Consider the following 24,585-nt stretch of genomic DNA (forward strand, 5'->3'; position numbering starts at 1 on the left):
AAGTGAACAAATTTATGAGCATTAGTAAATATAAAATATTAAATCAGGCAAAAGATTACTTCTCGAAGAGTGATTTTAAAAATGCGCTAGAGAAGTTTGCAGTAGTATTACAGAATTTTCCAAACTCAAAAGAGGCATATAATAGTGTGATTCTATCAGAGATGGCCATGAGCGGAGAGGGTGGTGCAGAAGCTCTTTTTGACTATTATGAAATTTTAAAAGAAGAAGACAAAGAGCAAGCAGATGTTATAATGAGTGATATACTTCAAAATATGGATGGCTCTTTAGAAAAACTTAGTCAGGTATTTGCAGAGCCACTCCGTGACAGATTAGAGTTTGAAGATGGAATACTTTATAAAGATTTCAAAGCTATAATTGACGAAGGTGAAAGTTTTAAAGAGACTTTTGAAAACATAATGTTTTCAACCCGCGTAATAATAACTCAAAAAGAGGATTTTGTTGATTTTTTAGACAATCTTATTGAGAATGGGTTTGCAGATATGGCATTAACATATCTTGAAAATGCATTAAGCATTTATCCGAGTGATGAGCTTCTTCGAAAATTGCTCAAAAAATTAGCCAAAGGCAAAAAGATTGAGAATTGAACTTCCAAATGAAGAGTTTAAATATATAACAGAGAACTCTTTGGAATGCGACAAACATACAGCGTTTGTTTTAACAAACCAAAATGAAAAATATCTTCAAAACGCAAGAGACAACTCAGCGCATTCAATTATAAACATTACAGACGTAGCAAAACTTTTTGGAACAGATAAAATAAAAATTATTGCAATTACAGGAACAAACGGTAAGACAACTACAGCAAGTGCAATATACTCATTTTTACTAGATATGGGGTATAAAGTAGCTATGCAGGGGACTCGCGGCTTCTTTATGAATGATGAAGTGGCTGAGGGCAAAACTCTTACAACACCATCTGTATTAAATACATACAAACACATATATCAAGCAGTTAGTGCAGGGTGTGAGTTTTTTATAATGGAAGTTAGTTCACATGCTATAGTTCAAAAGAGGGTTGAAGGCTTGAAATTTGAGTTAAAAATACTTACAAATATTACACAAGATCATCTAGACTATCATAAAACAATCGGAGAATATATAGCTGTAAAAAATAGTTTTTTTCAGGACGAGGGAAAAAAGCTTATAAACAAAGATGAGCCCAAGGCTTCATTTAATATAAAAAATACTTTCACTTATGGCATAGAAAACCCAGCAACATATAGGCTTATGGCATATTCTCTTAATGATGCTTCGAGTGGAATTATTCAGCATTTTAAAGAAGTAGTTCCCTTTACTGCTTCTCTTCATGGCTTCTTTAATCTTTATAATCTTATGGCAGCTATTTCAGCAACGCATATAGTAACTGGAAAAAAACTTGAAGAGGTTGCTGATGTTGTAGATAATTTTGCAGGTGTAAGCGGTAGAATGGAACAAGTTAGTGAGTTGCCAAATGTTATAGTAGACTTTGCACATACACCAGATGGAATGCAACAGGTTTTAAATGCTCTAAAAGAGAAAGAGCTATTGGTTGTATTTGGTGCTGGCGGAGATAGAGATAGGTCAAAAAGAGCTATAATGGGCAGAGTAGCTGCTAGTTTGGCAAAAAAAGTTTATATAACAAGTGATAATCCAAGACATGAGAATCCAGAAGCTATTGTAGATGATATCTTGGAGGGTATTGAAGATAGAAGCATAGTTAGTGTAGAGTTAAATAGAAAAAAAGCTATTCAGATGGCCCTTAATGATCAAGAAAATGATGAAGTAGTAGTTATACTGGGAAAGGGTGATGAATCATATCAGATAATATATGATGAAAAATTTCCTTTTGATGATAGAGAAATTGTAAGGGAGCTTTTAAATTTAAATTGAAAGCTTAAAGATATATCAACTTATTTTAGATATAATCTAGAAAAATAATAAGGATAATATAATGGGTATTCCACAACCAGCATTTTATATATTTAAGTGTGAGCAGTCGGCTCCACCAGGTATGCCAAAACCATCATGTGTTACACCAGAGACACAAGACTTATTTCAGTACACAGCACAAAAGCTAATGAAAGAAGGTATCATGATGACTGCACCAATAGTTCGTACTTCATGTATGAATCGTTGTGCACAAGGTCCAATAATGCTAGTAGAACCAGGTCATACTATGTATGTAGGCTTAAATAAAGAAAAAATAGACCGTATCATTACAGAGCATATTATTGGTGGAAATGTAGTTGAAGAGTATGTTATAGACTCTGAAATGTGGGATACCGCAATATCTCCAGCTGATGCTAAAAAACAAATGGGAATGTAGGAAGTAGTTATGTTAATTGATATGTTGTACAGTAAAATCCATCGCGCCACTGTAACTGATGCTAACCTAAACTATGTTGGTTCAATTACAATAGATGAGGAGCTTTTAGAGGCTGCAAAGATGAGAATTGGGCAAAAAGTAGAAATTTTAAATGTCAACAATGGTGAAAGATTTTCAACATATATAATCTTGGGTGAACGCGGCAAAAGAGACATCTGTTTAAACGGAGCTGCTGCAAGAAAAGTTCACAAGGGAGATAAGGTCATTATAGTTGCATATGCAACTTATGACGAGAAAGATTTAGAAACTTATAAACCTAAAGTTGTTATCTTAGATGATAATAACGACATTGATTACGTAGCAGACAGTATTTAATGTTCGGAAACCTTAGCGATATGGGCAAAATGCTTGAGGGAATGCAGGAAAATGCAGATAAGCTTCAAGCTGAGCTGGAGTCTAAAACTTTTAATGTTAAAAGTGGCGGAGGAATAGTTGATATTACCATCAACGGTAAAGGTGAGGTTATTGATATTAATATTGATGATTCATTATTATCAGACAAGGGCTCACTTCAGATTTTGCTTATTGGTGCTATAAATGATGCTAATAAAATGGTAGAACAAAACAAACAAAGTAGTGCAATGGGCATGTTAGGTAGTATTGGTGGCTTAAACCCATTTGGAAATAAGTAGTTGTTTAGGCTTTTTATAGCTCTAAACCTTCTTTTTTTAAATCTATTTGCATGTGATGGTGGCTTTGACTTTTGTAAGCTTAAAGTCAATGACACAAATGCAATAAAAAATCAACAACTTCAAATTCCAGTAGAAAAAAATAAACTATTAATATTTTCAAAAAAAATTCCAAATGCTAAAATCATTAAACATGACCCTTTTTTATCACTATATCTTATAGAAGATAAGAATAAATTCAAATACCCATTTAGGATAAATAATAATCTTACATTAGGAACTGCTGCTGTAAACAGAAAAATGGTGACCGAGGGTAAAATTTTGAAACATCAGATTGGATTAAATAGTTTTGCGACATACAGTGAGCCGCTATCTATACCAAGTATTCTTGTTAACAGCTGTTGCACCTTAGAGGGCTTGGTTACTCCAGATGGGATAATTGAAAAAGAGTTTATAGAGCGATTCTTAAAGATAAAAGAAGTCTCTTATTCAGATATTGGAATAAGAGTCCATAATGTAAAAAAAGCTGTTATTGTGGATTCTAGTAACCCATTTATGAAAAATAACCAATTTAAAAAAGATGACCGTATATTAGAGTTTGATGGTAAAAATGTAATAGACAGTGCAACTTTAATGAGAAATATTTTATTTAGCGATATCGGTTCTACTCACAAACTAAAAATTAAACGTGGTAAAAAGATACTTACTGTAAATGTAAAAAGTCAAAAAAGATATGGTGGTGGTTATCTTAGTGATACATTTTTAGAGTTTTTAGGAATATCATTTGATAAGAATTTATGCACTGTAAAAATAGAAAAAAAAGCCCAACATTATAAGCTTAAAATAGGTGATCAACTTCTTCAAGTCAATACGACAAAAATCAGAAATGAACAAGATATATTAGAGATAGTAGCCAATACCCAAAAGTCAGTAAAACTTCTTTTTCAAAGGGAAGAATTTCAGTTTTTTGTGACTGTAAATTAGGTAGAATTCCATATGCAAAACTTTGAGAATTTTTTATTAAACCACTTACCTGTATCAAAAAGTATTCATCCAGCGTATCAAGATGCTTTGCAAAAGATGCTTTGTGCTGGTGGGAAGAGATTTCGTCCTGCCCTTTTACTTGGTGTTGTAAACTCTTACAATTCCTTAATGCTTGATGGCGCTCGTCATGCTGCTTATGCAATAGAGCTTTTACATACCTACTCTCTTATACATGATGATTTGCCGGCAATGGATAATTCACCTCTTCGTAGGGGGAAACCAACTCTACATGTAGAGTTTGATGAAGTTACTGCAATACTTGTTGGAGATGCTCTAAACACTTACTCTTTTGAAGTTTTAAGCAATGCTCCTTTTTCAGACTATACGAGAGTTCAGCTTATTAGAGAGTTGGCAAGTAACGGTGGACTCAACGGGATGGTTTTAGGTCAGGCTATAGACTGCTACTTTGAAAATAAGCCCTTGAGTATAGAAGATGTAAAGATTCTTCATACAAATAAAACGGCTAAACTCATCGCTGCTTCACTTAAAATGGGTGCAATAATTGTTGGTAAAGAGGAACTTGCTGAGCAGCTATACGCTTTTGGAATCAAACTTGGTTTGCTTTTTCAAATCCAAGATGATATTTTAGATGTTACTCAGAGTACAGAAGAAGCTGGAAAGCTTACAAATAATGATGAAGCTAAGAACAGTTTTGTAACACTTCTAGGGCTAGATGAAGCATTAAAGCAAGCAAATGATTTAGCAGCTGAGCTAACAATAGAGTTAAATGGCTTTGATGAAAGTTTAAAAAATGAACTATCACCACTTCTTACAAAATATATAAATAGACATAAAAACTAAAGGAAACTAGATGAGTAATGTAATGCGTCAAAAAATGGCAGATTCGATAAGATTTTTAGCTGCAGATATGGTTCAGGCGGCAAATTCAGGACATCCTGGTGCACCTATGGGCTTGGCTGATATAGCAGTTGTTCTTAGTGAGCACTTAAACCATAATCCTAAAAATCCTAATTGGATAAACCGCGATAGATTAGTTTTTTCAGGTGGACATGCAACAGGTCTTATTTACTCACTTTATTACCTTTGGGGATATGGCTTAGGGATAGATGATTTAAAAAACTTTCGTCAGTTAGATTCTAAAACACCAGGTCATCCAGAGTTTGGTCATACTGCTGGTATTGAGATTACAACTGGACCACTTGGTCAAGGTATTGCAAATGCTGTTGGTTTTTCAATGGCTTCTAAATTTGTAGGTGCTCAAGTTAACTCTGAAACAGCGGAGTTAATTGACCATAATATTTATTGTTTATGTGGTGATGGAGATTTAGAAGAAGGTATTAGTTACGAAGCTTGTTCAATTGCTGGACATAATAAACTTGATAATTTAATCCTTATATACGATTCAAACCGTATTACAATTGAAGGCTCAACTGATTTAAGTATCTCTGAAAATATCCGCATGAGATTTGAGTCTCAAGATTGGGATGTTCTAGAGTGTGATGGTCATAATTTTGATGAGATTAATTCATCAATAACTACAGCAAAATCAAACAAAAAACCAACTATTATTATTGCAAATACTATCATCGCAAAAGGTGCCGGTAAACTTGAAGGTTCTCATCACTCTCATGGTGCTCCTCTTGGTGAGGATGTAATTGCAGAGGCAAAAAAAGCTGCTGGATTTGACCCAGAGAAAAAATTCTTTGTTGATGAAGATGTAATGACTCGCTTTAGATGTGCAATAGAAGATGGTGATCTGCTCGAGCGTGAGTGGATTCATAGACAAAAAACTCTTCCACTTATGGAACAAAATGAGGCACTTGCTGCTTTACAAAATCCTGACTTTTCAAGAATTCAGTGGCCAGATTTTGATAAAGCTGATGCTACAAGAAATACGAATGGTAAAATTATGAACGCTATCGCAAAAGCGGTTCCGAGCTTTTTGGGTGGTAGTGCAGATTTGAGTCCATCAAACAAAACAAACCTAAATGATATGGGCGTTTTTCCAAAGGGAAGAAATATCTACTTTGGTATTCGTGAACATGCAATGGCTTCAATTGTTAATGCAATGGCTCTTTACGGTCCACTTATGCCTTTTTCAGCAACTTTTTTTGTATTTTCAGATTATTTAAAACCAGCTGCTAGAATTGCAGCACTTACAGGAATCCAACAGTTCTTTATTTGGACTCATGATTCTATTGGTGTTGGTGAAGATGGACCGACTCATCAGCCAATTGAGCACTTAAGTCAGTTCCGTGCACTTCCAAACTTCTATGTTTGGAGACCGGCCGATGGAGCAGAGAATATTGAAGCTTGGAAAACAGCATTAGAGATGACTAAATCTCCATCTGCATTCGTTTGTTCACGTCAAAATCTTGCTCTTCTTCCAGAAGCTGTAAGTGGTAGTGCATCTAAGGGCGGTTACCTTTTAGCAAGTGATGAAAATGCTGTTATGACTTTAATGGCATCTGGATCTGAAGTGGAACTTGCTCTTAAGGTAAAAGAGGCTCTTAATAAGAAAGATGTGCCAGTAAATGTTGTATCTGTTCCTTGTTATGACATTCTTATCGAGCAAGATAAATCATATATTGATTCAATAATTAAGCCAGATACTAAAAAAATAGCTATTGAAGCTGCCAGAGGTTTAGAATGGTATAAATTTGCTGATGAAATAATAGCAATGGATAGCTTCGGTGCTTCAGCTCCAGCTGGACAGCTGTTTGAGAAGTTTGGTTTTTCTGTAGATAGCATCTTAGAAAAAATCAAATAATTTACTATCTACATGTAGGCTTATTCTACATGTAGGTCTATAGCTTAGTTTATGAAAAAACTTTTAGTTTTGACTGAGATTTTTCTTGCTGAGCTTTTTCTCTTAGGTGACGAATGTATACATCTAAGTTTTCATCAAGCATCAAAGCGTAGTCCTTTAAAAGCTCCTCTTTTAACTCTTCTTTTTCTTTAGCTAAATCTCTGTTAGATAGTGATAGCTCAAATGCACTATATCTAGCTGCTGCAAATCTAAAAGCTGAACCAACTGTACCTGACTTGTCTTCTTGTGCAAGTATATTTGCAAGATCTATAAACTTATCTGCAGTTTTGTAGAGTGTATCCATATCTATATTTTTACTCATAATAATCCCTTTTAATTGTGTTTGATAATTTTACAATATTGTTTGTTTACTTCTGTCATTAAAGGTTATTAATCGTAGGCAGGCTTTGTAGTGATTCTACTATCAACATATCCGCGACCAACAGTAAAATGGTATAAGATTTGAAAACGGTTATCTTTAAGTCCTACTAAATCGTGCATTACATCATCTAAAAAGCATCCTATCCCTGTTCCTGAGAGCCCAAGAGAGGTTGCTTCTAAATAGAGCTGTTGTCCAATAGCCCCACACTCCCAATAGAGTTCTTTGTATCTATGTGCTCCATGATTATTAAGTTGGTCTGAAAAATTACATAGCATTCCAAGAGAGAACGCTCCATCAGCCGCTATATCTTGATTGCAGCTTATTGCCTTTGAAGTTGTCGTAAAATCTCCACTTTGTAACATGTATAAGTTTTTTAGTTCTGTCTCCACCCACTTAAACTTTTCATCCATCTGTTTAACTAAGCTTTCTTTATCTCTCTCATCTCTGACTAAGATGTACAGACCAGACTCATAATTTTCTACTCGGTTTACAAACAGAGCTAAATGAGCTGAGTTTTCTTTGCCATCTTGAGATAAAACTACACTTTGCAGGATTGTGTGAAACTGCTCTTTTGTAATTTTAGATATATCTTTTTGCATTACATGTACGCTTCGTCTATTTAGTACTACATCTTTTGACTCTTTTGTTGGAGTTTTTTTAAAATTCTCTACATGTAGTTTATGTTGAGCTATTTCACTAGATGACGTTGCATCTTCAATTGCAGGAATGATATCCCACTTTTGCATAGTTGGACTTAGTTTATTCGCAATTCCCTCAAATGCTAAAGGAACAGATTCCACAAGAGTATCTATAGACAAGGATGGTTCTATTTCTGTACTTGATACAACAAATAACATATCAGGATTTTCAGATTCAAAAAATCTATCTTTTTGTTGTAATCCCAGAAGTGTTGACATATCACTATCACTTACGCTGTCAAGCCTTGTTATTTTCCAACCAAGCATTTTTGCAGAAACTACAAATGCTTGCCATGCATGTCCGGCATCTAACTGAGTGTAGCGAAAAGCACGTTCGCCATATTTCCACACTTCACGCCAAGATATGCTTGAGAGACCTATAATAAAGCTATTTTCTGGTAGTTTTTCCCAAAAATTTGTTTCAACTTCTGCAAGAATTTCTAAAGTGTGATTTTTAGGAGCATAGTGGTAAATTGTACTATTTTCGTTTTGCTCTTTTAAAACTGGTGGTAATATAACATAGGACTCTGTTGGGTGTAAATTTCCACTTGAGGCGTTGCATCTGACTGCCCAAGAACTTCCACCAGATTCTTTGTATGCGGCAATTCCCATAGAGAACTGTAAAAGTTGAGATAGTGACTCTTTAACAAGAGGGGCAGATGGCAACTCTTCATCAAGAAGATGATATGGCGGGGTAGTATGATTAAGTGCCAATGGGAGCTTTATTATTTGCGCTCCTTTGTAAATTCTAAACGGGTCTGGCTGAGTGCTCCAGTCCATATAGCCAAGTGAACGGGCATAACGGTGTTGTGCATGTTTTGTAGTTTCGTGGTATTCGTAAACTATCTGTAGTGATTTATTCATGCACGCAGTTTAAAGAAATTTATCTTAAGTTAAGCTCTAAAAAAAAGTTTGTTTTTTTATTGTAGCTATTTTTAATATCTCACATGTTAAAAGCTAATTATGAAATTATCACAACTAAAACTTGCAACACCGTATATGGATTTGGATTCTATTTTTTTTGACGAGGTTGAACCGACACCACTAAAAAAACCTTTTCTTATATCTGTCTCACAAGATGCAGCAAAACTTTTAGGGATTGAAGATGATATAAGTCTAGATGAAAATCTTGTTAATATTGTAAATGGTAGCCATAAACTAAAAGGCTCAAAAACTTTTTCCATGTGTTACGCAGGTCATCAATTTGGTTACTTTGTTCCTCGTCTTGGTGATGGCAGAGCAATCAATCTAGGCAAAGTAAATGGACAAAACCTACAGCTAAAAGGGGCAGGGCTAACTCTTTATTCACGTCAAGGTGATGGAAGAGCTGTTCTTCGCTCTAGTATCCGTGAATACCTTATGTCAGAGGCAATGCATGGTCTTGGTATAGAGACCTCTCGTGCTTTATCTCTTATTGGGAGTGACACCGATGTTGCACGCTCACGCTGGGAGAAGGGTGCAATTGTACTTCGTCTTTCACCAACATGGGTGCGTTTTGGTACTTTTGAATATTTCAACGCAATAGGTGAACATGCAAAGCTTCAAAAGTTAGCAGATTATGTCATAGATGAATCATTTCCTTATCTTAAAGGGGAAGAGGGTGTTTATCTGAAAATGTACGGAGAGATTGTAAAAAATACAGCTAAAACAGTGGCAAAATGGCAGAGTGTAGGATTTAACCATGGAGTTATGAATACTGACAATATGTCTATTGATGGAAGAACCATTGATTATGGCCCTTTCGCATTTTTAGATGACTATGACTCTAATTATATTTGTAATCATACAGATGTCGATGGTCGTTACAGTTTTAAAAACCAGCCAGGAATTGCTCACTGGAATTTACAACAGTTGGCAGTTGCCTTGTCGGCAATTGTAAACCATGATAGTGCCCTAGAAGTATTGGAGAGTTTTGGTGATATTTATGAGAGAGAGTACTTGGCAATTATGTATAAAAAAATGGGTCTTGTTAACTCGTTTGAGAGTGACCTTGAACTATTCAAATGGATGTTGAGAGCTTTAGGTGCTTCCCCTATAGACTATACAAAGTTTTTCAGATTATTCTCCAGATATAATGGGGATAAAACAGATATATTAGAACTTGTGGAACTTCAAAAACCAATGAGTGAATGGTTAGATGCTTATGATAAACGCTTAGAAAAAGAGAATTTATCAAATGAGAATAGACACAAGCAGATGCTAGATGTAAACCCAAAATATATTTTAAAAAATCATATTTTGCAAGAGGCAATAGAAAAGGCGCAGATGCATGACTTCTCAATGATAGAGGAACTGCTTACAGTTGCACTGAGTCCATTTGAAGAACACTCAGAACTTGAATACCTTAGTAAGTCGGCTCCTGCGCAGTCAAAAAACCTCAAGCTAAGCTGCTCGTCATAATAGAATAAGTAAAAAGGAATAATATTTTTTAATCTAATTTGGAGTAGAGTTAAGTTAGAATTACAATATAAATATATTGGATATAACAGATGACAAATACTAAAAAAATTCTTGTTGCGGATCATGATATACAAATTACTGCTTTTTTACAGGAACGAATTAAAGACAAAAAATTTCATTTTATTCTAGCAACAAGTATGGAGTATGTTGTCTCTTTGCTTGAGAGTGAGACTTTTTTTGCTGCGATTGTAGATTTTGAGATGCAAAATATTACTGGTGAAAAAGTTATTGATTATGTACTAGAGAAAAAGATACCAACTATTGCCACCTTTGATGAACTGACAGATGAGCAGTATATTGAGGTGACTAATTATCCTGTTATTGATTATGTCATTAAAAACAATCTAGCCGGGAAATCTTATTTGGCAGATTTGCTTCAGGGTTTGGAATCTTTTTATAACAGGCATGTACTCATTTGCAGTAAAGACCACTCCTCTTTAACTACTAAGTCAATTACGCAGGTGTTTCGTTCACTTCTGTTTCAGCCTATTATAACAAGCTCAAAAAAAGATGCTCTTGAACTTATGCGCAATGATGAGTGCATAAAGATTGTTTACGTGGACGAAGAGTTGGAAGATAAGAGCGGATTATTACTATGTAGGGAGATTAAAAATCGTTATCCTAAGCGTGACATGATTCTTTTTGGCGGTACTGTAATAAATGGAGACACTAAAAGAGTAGAGAAGCTAAAGGGTGAATTTTTTAAAAGCGGAGTGACCGATTTTTTTAGTGAATCAATTGATAAAGAGAGATTTAACACCCATATTATGAGTATGATGAAGATACTTAAGCAAAAACAGCGTTTAGATACTTATATAGAAACTGTTGACAAATATGTGCTGGTTTCCATCACCAATAAAAAAGGTGTTATTGTTTACGCAAGTGATGCATTTTCAGAGATGAGCGGCTACTCAAAAGAGGAGCTGATTGGAAGGAACCATAATATTGTCAGACATCCAGATATGGACTCCAGCATATATAAAGAGATGTGGGAGACAATTAAAGCTGGGCATGTTTGGAGCGGTGAACTTAAAAATAGAAAAAAAAGTGGAGATTTTTACTGGGTAAGTGTCGCTATTGAGCCAATATATGATGACTTTGGTCTACTTATGGGTTATCAATCTATTCGTTTTGATATTACTGATAAGAAAAGAGTTGAAGAGCTTTCCATAAGAGACAAGCTAACAGGAGCATACAACCGTAATAAATTTGATGATGTATTAAATTATGAATTTGCTCAAAGAGGTCGATACAAAAAGGAACTTGCCATGATTATGGTTGACTTTGATCATTTTAAAAATGTAAATGACTCTTATGGACACCAAGCCGGAGACCATGTTCTTGTAGAGTCTGCTAAGATAATAGAATCGTGTGTTAGGGAGAGTGACTCATTTTGTAGATGGGGAGGAGAGGAATTTGCTGTAATATGTCCATTTACAGACCTTGAAGGTGTTTTAAACTTGGCGGAGAAAATTCGTTTGGCAGTTAGCAACTTTCATTTTATAGATATTGTAAGACAAACTGTAAGCTTGGGTGTAGCGGTTGCAAAGGAGAACGATACGATAGAGGCTTTTTTAAAGCGAAGTGACGATGCGCTCTATATGGCTAAAGAGATGGGTAGAAACAGAGTAATGAGCTAGAGGGGTTTTAATACGTATAATTATAGATAAGTTAAAATTCTAACGCCTACAAAAATTGCTCCGAGAAAAATAACAGAAGAGATAAATACAAGGGCAGTTACAACTTTTGGTTTGCAGTCATAGAGTGAGGCAAGGTTTACATTTGCAATAGCTAAAGGCATCATTAGCTCTAAGAAGATTATCCCTTTTATCATCGAATCTAGCTGGATTGAGTAAAGTACTAAGAAGGTGATAACTGGTAAAATCAAAAACTTAAATGACATAACCCAGATAACCAAAGATTTACTAATCTCTTTTATTCTAGTTCCATACATGTAGATACCAAATAAAAATAGTTGCATAGTCATAGAGGCGTAAGCACCCATTGTTAGTGTAGTCATGACAACTTCGCTTGGTTTGTAGCTGTAAGCACTTAAAATTATAGCTATTGTTGCTGCCCAAAGAACAGGAAGTTTGACTATATTGATAAGTGATGTCTTCGCATCGAAAGTTCCACGTGAGTAGAAGTAAACACCAATAGTATAGACTATAAATACATTCACAAGATTTATAACTGTTGTATATGGAATAGACTGTTCTCCAAAGATAGCTATGTTTAAAGGGATTCCCAAGTTGCCAGTATTTCCGATTATTGCTGCAACTGTTGCTATTGAGTGCTCTTTAGGGTCTTTAAAAAGTTTATTCGCAACAACTACTGAGACAAATAAAACTATTAGAATGATTACTAGGTAGATAGATGGAGCATAAAGAAGTGTTGCATCAACAGGGCGGACTAAAAGTCCCCAAAATGTTAAAAAAACTTGCAAAAAATAGACATTTATAAGTGTTATGGTTTTGTCATCAATGGCGTCTTTGAAGCTCATTTTTGCAATATAACCCATAACTATAAAAATATAAATACCTAAAATTGAATATATTATTGAACTCATTGCAGTATTATAGTAGAATTCCGCTATGCAAACAATTGAAGATATTAAAAAAATCATAGAAGAAAATTTGGCGGTGATGGTTTATTTCTCAGCGCCTACATGTAATGTGTGCCATGCACTAAAACCTAAACTGATAGAGGCAATTGATGCTAATTTTGCAAAGTTTGAAATTGTGAGTGTAGATACATCACTAGATCAAGAGATATCAACCCATTTTAGTGTTTTTGCTATTCCAACAGTTTTGATTTTTTTAGACGGCAGAGAGTTTTTAAGAAAGTCACGACATATGAGCGTTGATGAGATTGTAAGAGAGATAAAGCGCCCCTACGACATAATGACTTCGTAATTTAATTAGACTTAATAAAGGGATTAGTTTTGAAGATAGAAAAGTTTCTCATTGGAGTATTGTTACTTCTTAGCCTATTAGCAATTGCTATATTTTTTAGTAAAGGTAGTAGTGCTGCAGTTACAAGTAGTTTGACAGAAGTGGAAGTCAACCGCATGCAGGATGTTAGTATCACTGAAGCCTCCGTAGAAGTTGTATCTCTTAAAAAAATATCCAAAGAAAATAACACTACACTTTCAAAAAAAACCACAAATATCGATCTTGTAAAAGCTACCAGGTTAGTCCCCCCAATAAAAAAAGTGGCTAAAAAAGCAGTTAAAAATACTTCACGTTTCAAATCCAAGCAGATAACCCATAAAGGGAAAAAATATTTAACAGTGAAATCACCATATACAAAACGTATTTGGTTAGACAGAAATTTGGGTGCATATAAAGTATGCTCATCATTTGACGATAAAGCTTGTTATGGAGACCACTATCAATGGGGTAGAAACAGCGATGGACATCAAAATGCCTCTAGTACTACAGCACCAGAACAGGCTACAGATGTAAATATGGCAGGAGTCAGTTTTATAACTACATCAACCTCTCCTTATGATTGGACACAGACAGATAATAGCGGGAAGCAAAGAGCTAAAAACTGGTCCAAAGCAGATGGTACTTCTGTTTGTCCGGTTGGGTATCGTGTGCCAACCATTATTGAGTTAGAATCTGAAACAATAGGAAGTTCAAAGGGTATGTCAAACAATAAAGCAGCCTATACTAACTTCCTAAAGTTTCCGTCTTCTGGAAATAGCTTTTACGGTGCAGGCTCATCAGGCAATGTCGGTTCTAGTGGCTTCGTATGGTCAAGTGATTCTAATGGCTCTAATTCAGGGGCTCTGCACTTTAGTTCTAGCACTGCTTACATTGGATATGATGCTCGTGCACTTGGCTTTAGTGTTCGTTGCATCCAAGATAAGACATTACCGACTGCATCTAAAACAGCAAATGCCGGAGTTGATCAAACAGTTATGGACGGAACAACAGTCAAGCTAATTGCTTCAGGAGGCAGTAACAGCAAAGGAACTATCGCAAACTATACATGGAAAGAAAATGCAAAAGTGTTGTCTACCAAGAAATCTTTTTCAAAATCAAACTTTTCATTGGGGGTTCACAATATAACTTTAACTGTTGTTTATAAAGATGGGACTTCTTCCTCGGATAGGGTTATTGTAACAGTAGTGGAGTTTATTTCACAGATAATTACTCATAAAGATTTAGAATACAAAACCCTACTATCCCCACATACAAAGCGTGTTTGGCTTGATAGAAACTTGGGTGCTATTCGAGTGTGTAAAGCTCTTTATGACAAATCGTGTTACGGTGACTATTATCAATGGGGGAGAAATAGTGATGGACATCAAAAAGGCAAAAGTTTTAAAACATCACTTATGTCTACTGATTTAAAGAGTGCAGGTAATAATTTTATTACTGATAACGGGAAACATAGTTTTGATTGGACAGTACTAGATAGTGATGGAAGTATGAGAAGTGCAAATTGGTCTGCAACGGATGGACATTCTATTTGTCCAGTTGGATATCGTGTGCCAACTATTACTGAGATAGAAGCTGAAACAACAGGGAGTTCAAAAGGCATGTTAAACAATAAAGTAGCATATGCTAACTTCTTAAAAATACCATCTTCTGGTTACAGAAGTGGTGAGAGTGGGTCGTTGGATGGTCGTGGTTCGTACGGTGTTGTGTGGTCAACCAGTGCAAGTGGTGCTTACTCTGGCGCTCTTCACTTCAGCTCAAATGATGCTGATATTGGTAATTTTAATCGAGCAGACGGGATTACCGTTAGGTGCATAGGAAAATAGAGCTAAAACACTTTTAAATCAAGGTCTGAGTTTTATTTCATAAAAGCTATAAGTGAAGCAGTAACTGCAACATTTAAAGATTCAACTCCTCTGTTCATAGGGATAGAGATGGAGTTATTACAAAGTTTTTCAACCTCTTTTGAAACGCCGTCACTCTCATTTCCTAAAACAAATATTGACCTATCGCTCTTTTGCACATCATATATACTACTCTTTGCATGTGAAGAGAGGAGATAGATATTTGTATCTTCTAAATCTTTGAGAATCTCATCAAGAGTGTTGCAGTAATATATTGGAAGTTTAAAAAGCGTTCCGGCACTCGCTTTTATAACAAGTGGAGATATTTTTGCAGAACTCTTTTTAGGAAGAATTATTCCATCAACATACCCACCCGCACATGAACGAATAATCATCCCAAGGTTTTGAGGGTTTTGTATGCCATCAAGAGCCAGAAGTTTAAAGCTTTTTAGATCTTTTATCTCTTTAGCATTTTTGTAAGAGTTTGCGATAATGTCAATTGCAACACCTTGGTCTTGCTTTGCGTTTTTACTAATTCTACTAAGTGCATTTTTGTCGTGGTAAGTTACAGTAATATCTCTTTTTTTAGCAAGAGACAATATAGTTTCTACGGCACCATCCGTTTTGTTTGAGTTTGACATGTGAAGTTTATGAATTTCAATAGTTTCATCTTGTAAAACTTCTATAACTACATTTCTGCCATACAGAGTTATGATTTTATCGAAATATGCTTTTTTATCTAAATACTCTTTTGAATCTTGCAAATTAAGCCTTTTAATTATGTAAGTAGAATTTTACACTATTTTTAAGCCATCTCACTTGGAATATTTTATTTACTCTCTATCGCTCACGGCGTATGTAGAAAATTAACTATACATTTTAGGATAATCAAAAGATATAAGTTTTGCATTTTTAGAACTAATCTCACTCCACTTTTTGCAATCAAACTCAATTTCAACAATTCCACATGTAGGAATGTTTTCATCTAAGCCGACTAAGCTTTCAGCTAGCATATTCAGTCCTGGGTTATGGCCAAAAATGAAAACAACACTATCCTCTTTGTTCAGTTTTTTCATTACATATAGAAGAGTGTCGTCATTAGCCTCATATATGTTTTCATCATAAGTAATAGGCTTGGTGAAATTAATATTTTTTGCAATATTTTGTGCAGTTGTTTTTGCTCTTAGTGCGGGGCTTGATATTATTGCATCTGGAGATACCTTTTTGCCTTTTAGTACTTTACCCATTAATGGAGCATCCACTCTGCCTCTTTTGTTTAAAGGTCTATCGAAATCGCTTAATGAAGAGTCTTTCCAGCTCGATTTTGCATGTCTTATAATGTATAGTTTTTTCATAAAGGTATTTGACTGGAACTTTGCTAAAGCCTTGCTTAAAACACGAGACATACTACAAAATATGTTATAGTGTTAAATAGTTATAACAATAAATTATGTTTATTTAATTAGTGAGGTATAAAAATGAGTACACAATACACTTGCCCTATGCACCCTGAAATACTCCAAGACTATGCAGGCTCTTGCCCTAAATGTGGAATGGCGCTTGAAGCGACAAACGCAAAAGTAGAAGAAAAAAATGAAGAACTCATAGATATGAGTCGCCGTTTTTGGTTTAGTCTTGCTTTTTCTATACCTGTTTTTGTATTGGCGATGAGTGCTGATATGTTCTTAAATCTTTTACCTAATGGAGTAAGCATGAAGATTGTTCAGTGGACTCAGTTTTTCTTGGCAACACCTGTTGTATTATGGGGAGGTTTGCCATTTTTTACTCGCGGCTATCAATCTTTACTGACTCACAACTTAAATATGTTTACCCTTATAACACTTGGGGTTTTGGTTGCGTGGACATACAGTGTAGCTGCTCTGTTAATGCCGCAGATTTTCCCACTCACTATGCATATGAATGATGGTTTAGTGCATGTCTATTTTGAAGCAGCAGCTGTAATAACTACGCTGGTACTTTTAGGGCAGGTATTAGAGTTAAAAGCACGCTCAAAAACGAATATGGCAATTGGGCTTTTGCTGGGGCTTGCTCCAAACATAGCACGAATTATCAGAGATAGTGGAGCAGAGGAAGATATAGAGCTTGATAAAGTAAAAGTCGGAGATATCTTGCGTATCCGTCCAGGGGAAAAAGTACCTGTTGACGGGACGGTCGTAGAGGGGGAGAGTAATGTTGATGAGTCTATGGTTACGGGTGAACCCGTTGGAGTTAAAAAGTTTAAAGGTGAGAAGCTTATAGGTGCAACGGTTAATACAAATGGCAGTTTGCTTATGAGAGCAGAAAAAATTGGTGCAGATACGCTGCTTTCTCAAATAATAGATATGGTGTCAGAGGCACAACGTTCGCGCGCACCTATACAAAAATTGGTTGATATTGTTGCAGGTTATTTTGTACAAACCGTACTGGCTGTTGCTCTTATTACATTTGTTATTTAGTGGATATTTGGACCTGAGCCACGTTTAGCATATGCAATGATTAGTGCAGTTTCCGTTTTAATTATCGCATGTCCATGTGCTCTTGGTCTTGCTACACCTATCTCTATTATGGTTGGAACTGGACGTGGTGCTATGGCTGGAGTTTTAATAAAAAATGCCGAGGCGTTAGAGATAATGGAAAAAGTAGACACCTTGGTAGTAGATAAAACAGGGACTCTAACAGAGGGAAAACCTAAACTTATAACTATACATGTAGAAGAGGGATTTAGCGAAAATGAACTCCTACGACTTGGAGCAAGTTTAGAGCTCTCTAGTGAACACCCTTTAGCAGAGGCAATAGTAAATGGTGCAAAAGAGCGAAATATTACACTTGTTAGGGCGAATAACTTTAACTCCATAAGCGGAATGGGTATAACAGGCGAAGTTGATGGAGAAGCAGTTGCAGTAGGTAATATAAAACTCTTAGAGAGTCTAAATATTGATATACAAGAGCTTTGCAAGGGAGCAGAGAATGAACGCTTGGATGGAAAGATAGTAATGCTAATTTCTGTTGGTTCAAAAGCATCGGGCTTTTTTGCCGTCGCTGACCCCATAAAAGAGTCTACAACAGAAGCAATCCGCGATCTACATGTTGAAGGTATAAAAGTTGTAATGCTAACAGGTGATAGCCGTGCGACGGCAGAAGCTATTGCAAGGAAATTAGGGATAGATGATGTACATGCAGAGGTGTTGCCAAATGAAAAAGCCTTAGTTATTAAAGAGCTTCAATCACAAGGTCATATTGTTGCTATGGCTGGTGATGGGATAAACGATGCTCCAGCACTTGCTCAGGCACATGTTGGTATTGCAATGGGAACGGGAACTGATGTGGCTATGCAGAGTGCCGGGGTGACTCTGATAAAGGGTGATTTACGAGGCATAGTTAGAGCAAGGGTATTAAGTAGAGCGACAATGCGAAATATTAGACAAAATCTCTTCTTCGCCTTTTTTTACAACACGGCAGGAATTCCAATTGCCGCCGGATTATTGTATCCGTTTTTTGGAATACTCCTCTCGCCAATGATTGCAGCAGCAGCGATGAGTTTTAGTTCAGTTTCTGTAATCGCAAACTCACTCAGACTAAGAGGAGTGAAACTATAAGTAAGAGCGAGTTGTTAGTTCGTTATGTTGTAAACAATTTCAGTTTTGTTTTTAATAACTGTAATCTCTTCAACGCTTAGTCCATCTATCTCCAGAGCCATAAACTCTTCCATCGAGTTTATATTGTTTTGCGCAACTGCTCTTAAAACTAAACCTCTATATGCTTTTGCCCAATGACTTACGGTTTTACCACCTTTTAAAAACTTCATAGTCGTATATGGTTTTGTGACTTTGTAAAATTTATCGTAATAACCTGCACGAAGGTCCAAAATCTCACTCTTTGCAAGATATAAGTCTAGTTGATATGAAAATCTATCTTTATAGAATCTGTCTGGTATAAATTTGCCGACATCATTCCCCTGTTTAACTTTATAGTTAGCTATAGTATCTCCGCCAAGTATAGGACCATAAAGGTTTGAAAAAATTATTGTGTTTGACTTTATATACTCTTGTGATTTCTCATCAAGTGAATCAAAGTCAAGATACTCATAAGCAACACCTTGATATCTCTCAACCGCACACATAAGAGGTGAGTTAAAGATATCATTAATATAAGGTTTACAGTCACTAAACTTTTTAAATCCGAATAGTTCTTTTATTGTTTCTTCATCACCACGCTTAAGTATATTGTTATATTCATTTAAAATATTTTCTCTGGCGCTGTTTGATCCAAGTATCTCTTTTGCGTATTCACTACCACCACTTGCTTTTCCCTCGGCGGGAGAAAATAATATTTTTAACATATTTTAAACCTTCTTTGATAACTGAATGAAATTTTTTCTAATTGTAGCAATATAAATAGTATAAAAAGAAAGAAATAAAATATTTTACAATAAATTAATCACATAAAACAAAAAAGTTTGGAAGTAATATGATATATAGAATCCCTAAATAAGGGTAAATAGTAATCAGTTTTATGTAAAAAATCAAATATTAAGTATTTTTGATAAATTACTCTTGACATTGAATATCTTTTGCACTATAATTCTGGCTCAAATTCGATGCCGACATAGCTCAGTTGGCTAGAGCAGTTGATTTGTAATCAACAGGCCCGGGGTTCGAATCCTCGTGTCGGCACCATTGAATGCGAGAATATTAGAAACAGTGTTAGACCAGAAAAGACATTTATATAATGTAAATGGTGAGATAGTCAAGTGGCCAACGACGGCGGACTGTAAATCCGCTCCCTACGGGTTCAGAGGTTCGACTCCTCTTCTCACCACCATTTCAATGGCACATGCGGGCGTAGCTCAGTTGGCTAGAGCGTCAGCCTTCCAAGCTGAGGGTCGAGGGTTCGAGTCCCTTCACCCGCTCCATTGAACAAAAACTTCTGGAAGCTGAAGTACAATTTCAACAAAAATTACTTCATATATAATATTTGTATATCAAATATCTATACAGCTTTAAATCTAATCAAAAAAACTAATAATAAAAATTATGCAATTATTGCTTGACTTAAATTTACAATTATACCAGATGCTCTCGTGGCTCAGGGGTAGAGCACTTCCTTGGTAAGGAAGAGGCCGGCGGTTCAAATCCGCTCGTGAGCTCCATTTAATAAATAATAGTAAAAGTTTAAGCAATAATTGAATGATTTTTGGATATAATTCCATTTCAATTCACAATAAAAGTCGGAGGACACTATGGCAAAAGAAAAGTTTGAGCGTAATAAACCGCATGTAAACATTGGTACTATTGGTCACGTTGATCATGGTAAAACAACATTAACAGCAGCAATTACTGCAGTATTAGCAGTAACTAACGGTGCAGAGCTTATGGATTACGATGCAATCGATAACGCTCCAGAAGAGAGAGAGCGTGGTATTACTATCGCTACTTCACACGTAGAGTACGAAACAGATATTCGTCACTATGCACACGTTGATTGTCCAGGTCACGCGGATTATGTTAAGAACATGATTACAGGTGCTGCTCAAATGGATGGTGCTATTCTTGTTGTTTCTGCAGCGGATGGCCCAATGCCACAAACACGTGAGCATATTCTTTTATCTAAGCAAATTGGTGTTCCTGCACTTGTTGTTTTTATGAACAAAGAAGATATGGTTGACGATGAAGAACTTCTAGAATTAGTTGAGATGGAAATTCGTGAACTTTTGGATATGTATGATTTCCCAGGTGATGATACTCCAATTACTGCAGGTTCTGCAACTATGGCTCTTGCTGAAGCAAAAAGTGGTACTTTAGGTGAGTGGTCAGCTAAGATTCAACAACTAATGAAAACAGTTGATGAGTTTATTCCTGAGCCTCCTCGTGAGACTGATAAAGATTTCTTAATGCCAGTTGAGGATGTTTTCTCAATATCTGGACGTGGTACTGTTGTTACAGGTCGTATCGAGCGTGGAACTATTAAAATTTCTGACAAAATTCAAATTGTTGGAATTAGAGATACTCAAGAGACTACAGTAACTGGTATAGAAATGTTCCGTAAAGAAATGGACGAAGCTCTTGCTGGTGATAACTGTGGTATTTTAGTTCGTGGTATCGGTAAAGATGATGTTGAGCGTGGTCAAGTACTTTGTAAGCCAGGTACTATTACTCCTCATACTAAATTTACAGCTGAAATCTATGTACTAAGTAAAGATGAGGGTGGTCGTCATACACCATTCTTCACTAATTACCGTCCACAATTTTATGTTCGTACAACAGATGTTACAGGTGCTATCACATTACCAGAAGGTACAGAGATGGTTATGCCAGGTGACAATGTAGGTATAACTGTTGATTTAATTCACCCAATCGCTATGGAAAAAGGTACTAAGTTCGCAATCCGTGAGGGTGGAAGAACTGTTGGTGCTGGTGTTGTAGCTGAGATTCTTGCTTAATTCGGATTTTCCGAATAAGCAAAATCCTCTAAAAGGTTAATAATATGAGAGAAGCAATACATTTAGGATGTGAAAAGTGTACTCGTCGTAACTATCACACAACTAAAAATAAAAAAACTCATACTGAAAAATTTTCAGTAAATAAATATTGTAAGTTTTGTCGTGAGCATACTGTTCACAAAGAGATGAAGCTGTAATATAGTTGCAATTTAAGCTCAAGTCTTTTGGCTTGACTTTATTGTTTGATGAATAGGCGTGTAGCTCCAATGGTAGAGCACCGGATTCCAAATCCGGGTGCTGGGGGTTCGAGTCCCTCCACGCCTGCCACATTAATTATTTGTAAAGCTTTAGAGCTTTATCTGTAATTAATGACTATTAGGAAAGTTTAATGAATTTAAATACACATATAAAAAATGCAAGACTAGAACTAAGCAAAGTTATTTTTCCTACTAAAGGTCAAGTTAAACAAGCTTATATATCAGTAGTAATAGTAGTAACAGTTATAGCTGCTTTCTTGGCTTTAGTTGATTTAGCAATGTCATCATTTATGTCAGCGATTTTAGGTTAAGGGATAATAGTGGAAAATACAACAAGTAACCACCAATGGTACTCTATACAAACATACGGAAGCGAAAAAGCTGTTCGCATTGCTTTACTTAATATAATTGAAGAGATGGGACTACAAGAATTTATTACTGATGTTATTGTTCCAACTGAAGATGTTATCGAAGTAAAAGATGGTAAGAAAAAAATATCTGAGCGTTCTTTATACTCAGGTTATGTTTTTGCTAGAATTGACTTAAATACTGAAATTCAGCATATTGTTCAAAGTATTCCTAAAGTATCTGGATTTATTGGCGAAGCAAATGTGCCTACTCCTTTAAGTGAACATGATATTAATGTAATACTTGACCGTGTTAACAACCGTGCTGCTCCTAAACCTAAAGTATTTTTTGATAATGGTGAGACAGTACGTATTACTGATGGTCCATTCGCAAACTTTACGGCAACTGTAGATGAGTATGACTTAGAGCATGGAACTTTAAAGCTAAACGTTTTAATTTTTGGTAGAGCAACTCCGGTTGATATCTCTTATACTCAAGTTGAAAAAATAATTTAAATCAAAAAAAGGAAACAAAATGGCAAAAAAAATTGCAGGCTATATAAAGCTACACATTAATGCAGGTGCAGCAACACCGGCACCACCAGTAGGACCAGCTTTAGGACAACGTGGTGTTAACATCATGGAATTCACTAAAGCATTCAATGAAAAAACAAAAGATAAAAAGGGATTCAAAGTTCCTGTAATTATCACAGTTTACACTGATAAAAGTTTTACTTTTATCACTAAAGAACCACCAGCATCAGCTTTATTGATGCATGCTGCAGGACTTAAAAAAGGTACAGATAATCCACTTAAAAACATAGTTGGAAAAATCACTCGTGCACAATTAATGGAAGTTGTTGATAAAAAAATTAAAGACTTAAATACAGATGATAGAGAAATGGCAGCTAATACTTTAGCTGGTTCAGCTCGTTCAATTGGTATTCAAGTAGTAGATTAATATTTACATAAATCATCGACCACAATGATGTAAAATTTTGTGGCAGAATTACACAGGAGAATTTGAAAATGAGTAAAAGATACAAACAATTAATAGAGAAAATTGATTTAACTAAAGCATATGGTGTTGAAGACGCTTCAAATGTTCTAAAAGATTTAAAAAGTGCAAAATTTAACGAAACTGTAGAAATTGCACTTAATTTAAATGTTGATCCTAGACATGCTGACCAAATGATTCGTGGGGCGATTGTATTACCTCATGGTACAGGTAAAACAGTTCGTGTTGCTGTTTTCGCTAAAGGTGTTAAAGCTGATGAAGCTAAAGCTGCTGGTGCTGATATAGTTGGTACTGATGATTTAGTACAGCAAATTAAAGAAGGAATCTTCAATTTTGATGTAGTTGTTGCTGCTCCAGATTGTATGGGACTTGTTGGTCAAATTGGCCGTATTCTAGGGCCAAAAGGTATGATGCCTAATCCTAAAACAGGTACTGTAACTCCAGATGTTGCAACAGCTGTTAAAAATGTTAAGGGTGGTCAGGTAAATTTCCGTGTTGATAAAAAAGGAAATATTCATGCTGGTATTGGTAAAGCAAATTTTGAAGCTGTACAAATAGCTGAAAATCTTACTACACTTGTAAGAGCTATCAATAAGCAAAAGCCTGCTTCTGCTAAAGGTCGTTACATAAAGACTGGAGCACTATCGTTAACTATGAGTCCTGCTCTTAAGCTTGATGTTATGGAATTGATGGATATAAAATAATTAGTAATTTTTAGTGTCTTAAAAAGATTAAGACACTATAAAGTTACTACTTTCGTAACTGCATTTTATGGACTAGAGATATAGGAGCGAATGCTTAATATACTACATTTGTAGTATTCCTGTTGAAGTGTTGTCTGGAAAGGAGATATTCTATGACAAAAACACAAAAAGCTGAAATTATTGAAGTACTTTCAAATGAGTTCAAAAGCGCTCAAAGTGTAATCTTTTGTGATTACAAAGGTTTGACCGTTTCTGCTCTTGAAGGTTTAAGAAACGCTGCTCGTGAAAAAGAAGCAAAAGTACAAGTTGTTAAAAATACTTTAGCAACAATTGCACTTTCAAATGCAGAGTTAACAGGTGTTGAATTAAAAGACACTAACATTTTAGTATGGGGTGCAGATTCTGTTGCCACTTCTAAAGTAGTTGCTGATTTCGCTAAAGCTAATGATATATTTGTAATTAAGTCTGCTTATGTTGACCGAGAGCCAGCTGATGCTGCTAAGGTTGAAGCATTTGCTAAACTTCCTGGTCGTGACGAGTTGCTTGCAATGCTTGCTGCTACTTGGATGGCACCTGTTGCAAACTTTACAATTGGACTTGATGCACTTAGACAAAAAAAAGAGGAAGCTTAATAGCTTTTAACAACTAAAATGACT

At 35.5% G+C, this 24,585-nt stretch carries 25 protein-coding genes, 5 tRNA genes and 1 pseudogene; 25 read left to right on the plus strand and 6 right to left on the minus strand.

All coding sequences use genetic code 11. The annotated features are described in order from the left end of the window. Positions 1 to 14: 14 nt before the first annotated feature. The 8 genes from HUE87_RS01360 (at position 15) to tkt (ending at position 6,790) form a co-directional block, all read left to right on the plus strand. The gene (locus HUE87_RS01360; protein WP_194366967.1) at positions 15 to 605 is read left to right on the plus strand and encodes a hypothetical protein; all 591 of its coding nucleotides are present in this window, start codon (positions 15 to 17) and stop codon (positions 603 to 605) included. Further along, positions 595 to 1,890, plus strand: coding sequence for a UDP-N-acetylmuramoyl-L-alanyl-D-glutamate--2,6-diaminopimelate ligase (locus HUE87_RS01365; RefSeq protein ID WP_194366968.1), 1,296 nt, complete (start codon positions 595 to 597; stop codon positions 1,888 to 1,890). Before HUE87_RS01360 ends, HUE87_RS01365 begins: the two co-directional genes overlap by 11 nt. A gap of 61 nt (positions 1,891 to 1,951) precedes the next feature. Then, the gene (locus HUE87_RS01370; protein ID WP_194366969.1) at positions 1,952 to 2,326 is read left to right on the plus strand and encodes a (2Fe-2S) ferredoxin domain-containing protein; all 375 of its coding nucleotides are present in this window, start codon (positions 1,952 to 1,954) and stop codon (positions 2,324 to 2,326) included. A gap of 9 nt (positions 2,327 to 2,335) precedes the next feature. Further along, the gene (gene panD / locus HUE87_RS01375) at positions 2,336 to 2,701 is read left to right on the plus strand and encodes an aspartate 1-decarboxylase (RefSeq protein ID WP_194366970.1); all 366 of its coding nucleotides are present in this window, start codon (positions 2,336 to 2,338) and stop codon (positions 2,699 to 2,701) included. After that, positions 2,701 to 3,018 carry a YbaB/EbfC family nucleoid-associated protein gene (locus HUE87_RS01380; protein WP_194366971.1) on the plus strand — a complete coding sequence of 106 codons (318 nt, stop codon included), beginning with the start codon at positions 2,701 to 2,703 and terminating at the stop codon, positions 3,016 to 3,018. The genes panD and HUE87_RS01380 overlap by 1 nt, the downstream gene beginning before the upstream one ends. Beyond that, a complete protein-coding gene (locus HUE87_RS01385) occupies positions 3,019 to 3,999 on the plus strand; it encodes a PDZ domain-containing protein (protein WP_194366972.1) in 981 nt (326 codons plus the stop codon). Positions 4,000 to 4,011: 12 nt separating this feature from the next. Beyond that, entirely contained in the window at positions 4,012 to 4,860 is an 849-nt protein-coding gene (locus tag HUE87_RS01390) for a polyprenyl synthetase family protein (protein ID WP_194366973.1), read from the plus strand. Between the two features lie 10 nt (positions 4,861 to 4,870). Further along, on the plus strand, positions 4,871 to 6,790 hold the full coding sequence (tkt, locus tag HUE87_RS01395) for a transketolase (RefSeq protein WP_194366974.1): 1,920 nt from the start codon (positions 4,871 to 4,873) through the stop codon (positions 6,788 to 6,790). Between the two features lie 49 nt (positions 6,791 to 6,839). Here the strand turns inward: tkt and HUE87_RS01400 are convergent, their stop codons facing one another. Together HUE87_RS01400 and HUE87_RS01405 are read right to left on the minus strand one after the other, a co-directional pair. Beyond that, a complete protein-coding gene (locus HUE87_RS01400; RefSeq protein WP_194366975.1) occupies positions 6,840 to 7,151 on the minus strand; it encodes a DUF3144 domain-containing protein in 312 nt (103 codons plus the stop codon). Positions 7,152 to 7,219: 68 nt separating this feature from the next. After that, on the minus strand, positions 7,220 to 8,773 hold the full coding sequence (locus HUE87_RS01405; RefSeq protein ID WP_194366976.1) for a nitroreductase family protein: 1,554 nt from the start codon (positions 8,771 to 8,773) through the stop codon (positions 7,220 to 7,222). A 99-nt stretch (positions 8,774 to 8,872) separates the two neighbouring features. Between HUE87_RS01405 and HUE87_RS01410 the strand changes: the two genes are divergently transcribed. Both HUE87_RS01410 and HUE87_RS01415 read left to right on the plus strand, forming a co-directional pair. Next, positions 8,873 to 10,309 (plus strand): protein adenylyltransferase SelO, encoded by a 1,437-nt coding sequence (locus HUE87_RS01410; protein ID WP_194366977.1) that lies wholly within the window; start codon positions 8,873 to 8,875, stop codon positions 10,307 to 10,309. A gap of 89 nt (positions 10,310 to 10,398) precedes the next feature. Then, entirely contained in the window at positions 10,399 to 12,009 is a 1,611-nt protein-coding gene (locus HUE87_RS01415; RefSeq protein ID WP_194366978.1) for a diguanylate cyclase, read from the plus strand. 20 nt (positions 12,010 to 12,029) lie between these two features. Here the strand turns inward: HUE87_RS01415 and HUE87_RS01420 are convergent, their stop codons facing one another. After that, positions 12,030 to 12,938 (minus strand): AEC family transporter, encoded by a 909-nt coding sequence (locus HUE87_RS01420; RefSeq protein ID WP_194366979.1) that lies wholly within the window; start codon positions 12,936 to 12,938, stop codon positions 12,030 to 12,032. Between the two features lie 25 nt (positions 12,939 to 12,963). Between HUE87_RS01420 and HUE87_RS01425 the strand changes: the two genes are divergently transcribed. Together HUE87_RS01425 and HUE87_RS01430 are read left to right on the plus strand one after the other, a co-directional pair. Then, the gene (locus HUE87_RS01425; protein ID WP_194366980.1) at positions 12,964 to 13,284 is read left to right on the plus strand and encodes a thioredoxin family protein; all 321 of its coding nucleotides are present in this window, start codon (positions 12,964 to 12,966) and stop codon (positions 13,282 to 13,284) included. 29 nt (positions 13,285 to 13,313) lie between these two features. Further along, positions 13,314 to 15,146, plus strand: coding sequence for a fibrobacter succinogenes major paralogous domain-containing protein (locus tag HUE87_RS01430; RefSeq protein WP_194366981.1), 1,833 nt, complete (start codon positions 13,314 to 13,316; stop codon positions 15,144 to 15,146). A 32-nt stretch (positions 15,147 to 15,178) separates the two neighbouring features. Here the strand turns inward: HUE87_RS01430 and HUE87_RS01435 are convergent, their stop codons facing one another. Further along, a complete protein-coding gene (locus HUE87_RS01435; protein ID WP_194366982.1) occupies positions 15,179 to 15,928 on the minus strand; it encodes a TrmH family RNA methyltransferase in 750 nt (249 codons plus the stop codon). Between the two features lie 102 nt (positions 15,929 to 16,030). Next, a complete protein-coding gene (locus tag HUE87_RS01440) occupies positions 16,031 to 16,519 on the minus strand; it encodes a SixA phosphatase family protein (RefSeq protein WP_194366983.1) in 489 nt (162 codons plus the stop codon). A gap of 123 nt (positions 16,520 to 16,642) precedes the next feature. On the opposite strand from HUE87_RS01440, the pseudogene HUE87_RS01445 reads away from it, so the two are divergent. Then, positions 16,643 to 18,760 (plus strand): annotated as a pseudogene (locus HUE87_RS01445) (copper-transporting P-type ATPase). A 14-nt stretch (positions 18,761 to 18,774) separates the two neighbouring features. Here the strand turns inward: HUE87_RS01445 and HUE87_RS01450 are convergent. Next, positions 18,775 to 19,503 carry a YaaA family protein gene (locus HUE87_RS01450; RefSeq protein WP_194366984.1) on the minus strand — a complete coding sequence of 243 codons (729 nt, stop codon included), beginning with the start codon at positions 19,501 to 19,503 and terminating at the stop codon, positions 18,775 to 18,777. Between the two features lie 260 nt (positions 19,504 to 19,763). On the opposite strand from HUE87_RS01450, the gene HUE87_RS01455 reads away from it, so the two are divergent. From HUE87_RS01455 to rplJ, 12 genes are all read left to right on the plus strand, one after another. Continuing rightward, positions 19,764 to 19,840 (plus strand) — tRNA-Thr (locus tag HUE87_RS01455). 60 nt (positions 19,841 to 19,900) lie between these two features. After that, positions 19,901 to 19,985 (plus strand) — tRNA-Tyr (locus tag HUE87_RS01460). Between the two features lie 14 nt (positions 19,986 to 19,999). Beyond that, a tRNA-Gly gene (locus HUE87_RS01465) sits at positions 20,000 to 20,076 on the plus strand. 162 nt (positions 20,077 to 20,238) lie between these two features. Beyond that, a tRNA-Thr gene (locus HUE87_RS01470) sits at positions 20,239 to 20,313 on the plus strand. A 90-nt stretch (positions 20,314 to 20,403) separates the two neighbouring features. After that, positions 20,404 to 21,603, plus strand: a complete 1,200-nt coding sequence (gene tuf / locus HUE87_RS01475) for an elongation factor Tu (protein ID WP_194366985.1) — start codon at positions 20,404 to 20,406, stop codon at positions 21,601 to 21,603. Between the two features lie 44 nt (positions 21,604 to 21,647). After that, complete coding sequence (rpmG, locus tag HUE87_RS01480) at positions 21,648 to 21,800, plus strand: 50S ribosomal protein L33 (RefSeq protein ID WP_194366986.1); 153 nt, start codon at positions 21,648 to 21,650, stop codon at positions 21,798 to 21,800. A gap of 54 nt (positions 21,801 to 21,854) precedes the next feature. Further along, a tRNA-Trp gene (locus HUE87_RS01485) sits at positions 21,855 to 21,930 on the plus strand. Positions 21,931 to 21,991: 61 nt separating this feature from the next. Then, positions 21,992 to 22,171: a preprotein translocase subunit SecE gene (gene secE / locus HUE87_RS01490; RefSeq protein ID WP_194366987.1), complete on the plus strand. Its 180-nt coding sequence runs from the start codon at positions 21,992 to 21,994 to the stop codon at positions 22,169 to 22,171. Positions 22,172 to 22,180: 9 nt separating this feature from the next. Then, complete coding sequence (gene nusG / locus HUE87_RS01495; RefSeq protein WP_194366988.1) at positions 22,181 to 22,723, plus strand: transcription termination/antitermination protein NusG; 543 nt, start codon at positions 22,181 to 22,183, stop codon at positions 22,721 to 22,723. A gap of 19 nt (positions 22,724 to 22,742) precedes the next feature. Beyond that, positions 22,743 to 23,168, plus strand: coding sequence for a 50S ribosomal protein L11 (gene rplK / locus HUE87_RS01500; protein ID WP_194366989.1), 426 nt, complete (start codon positions 22,743 to 22,745; stop codon positions 23,166 to 23,168). 68 nt (positions 23,169 to 23,236) lie between these two features. Next, positions 23,237 to 23,929, plus strand: a complete 693-nt coding sequence (rplA, locus tag HUE87_RS01505; RefSeq protein WP_194366990.1) for a 50S ribosomal protein L1 — start codon at positions 23,237 to 23,239, stop codon at positions 23,927 to 23,929. 152 nt (positions 23,930 to 24,081) lie between these two features. Beyond that, positions 24,082 to 24,561, plus strand: coding sequence for a 50S ribosomal protein L10 (gene rplJ / locus HUE87_RS01510; RefSeq protein ID WP_194366991.1), 480 nt, complete (start codon positions 24,082 to 24,084; stop codon positions 24,559 to 24,561). Positions 24,562 to 24,585 lie beyond the last annotated feature (24 nt).

This window comes from Candidatus Sulfurimonas marisnigri (assembly GCF_015265475.1).
Classification (GTDB): Bacteria; Campylobacterota; Campylobacteria; order Campylobacterales; family Sulfurimonadaceae; genus Sulfurimonas; species Sulfurimonas marisnigri.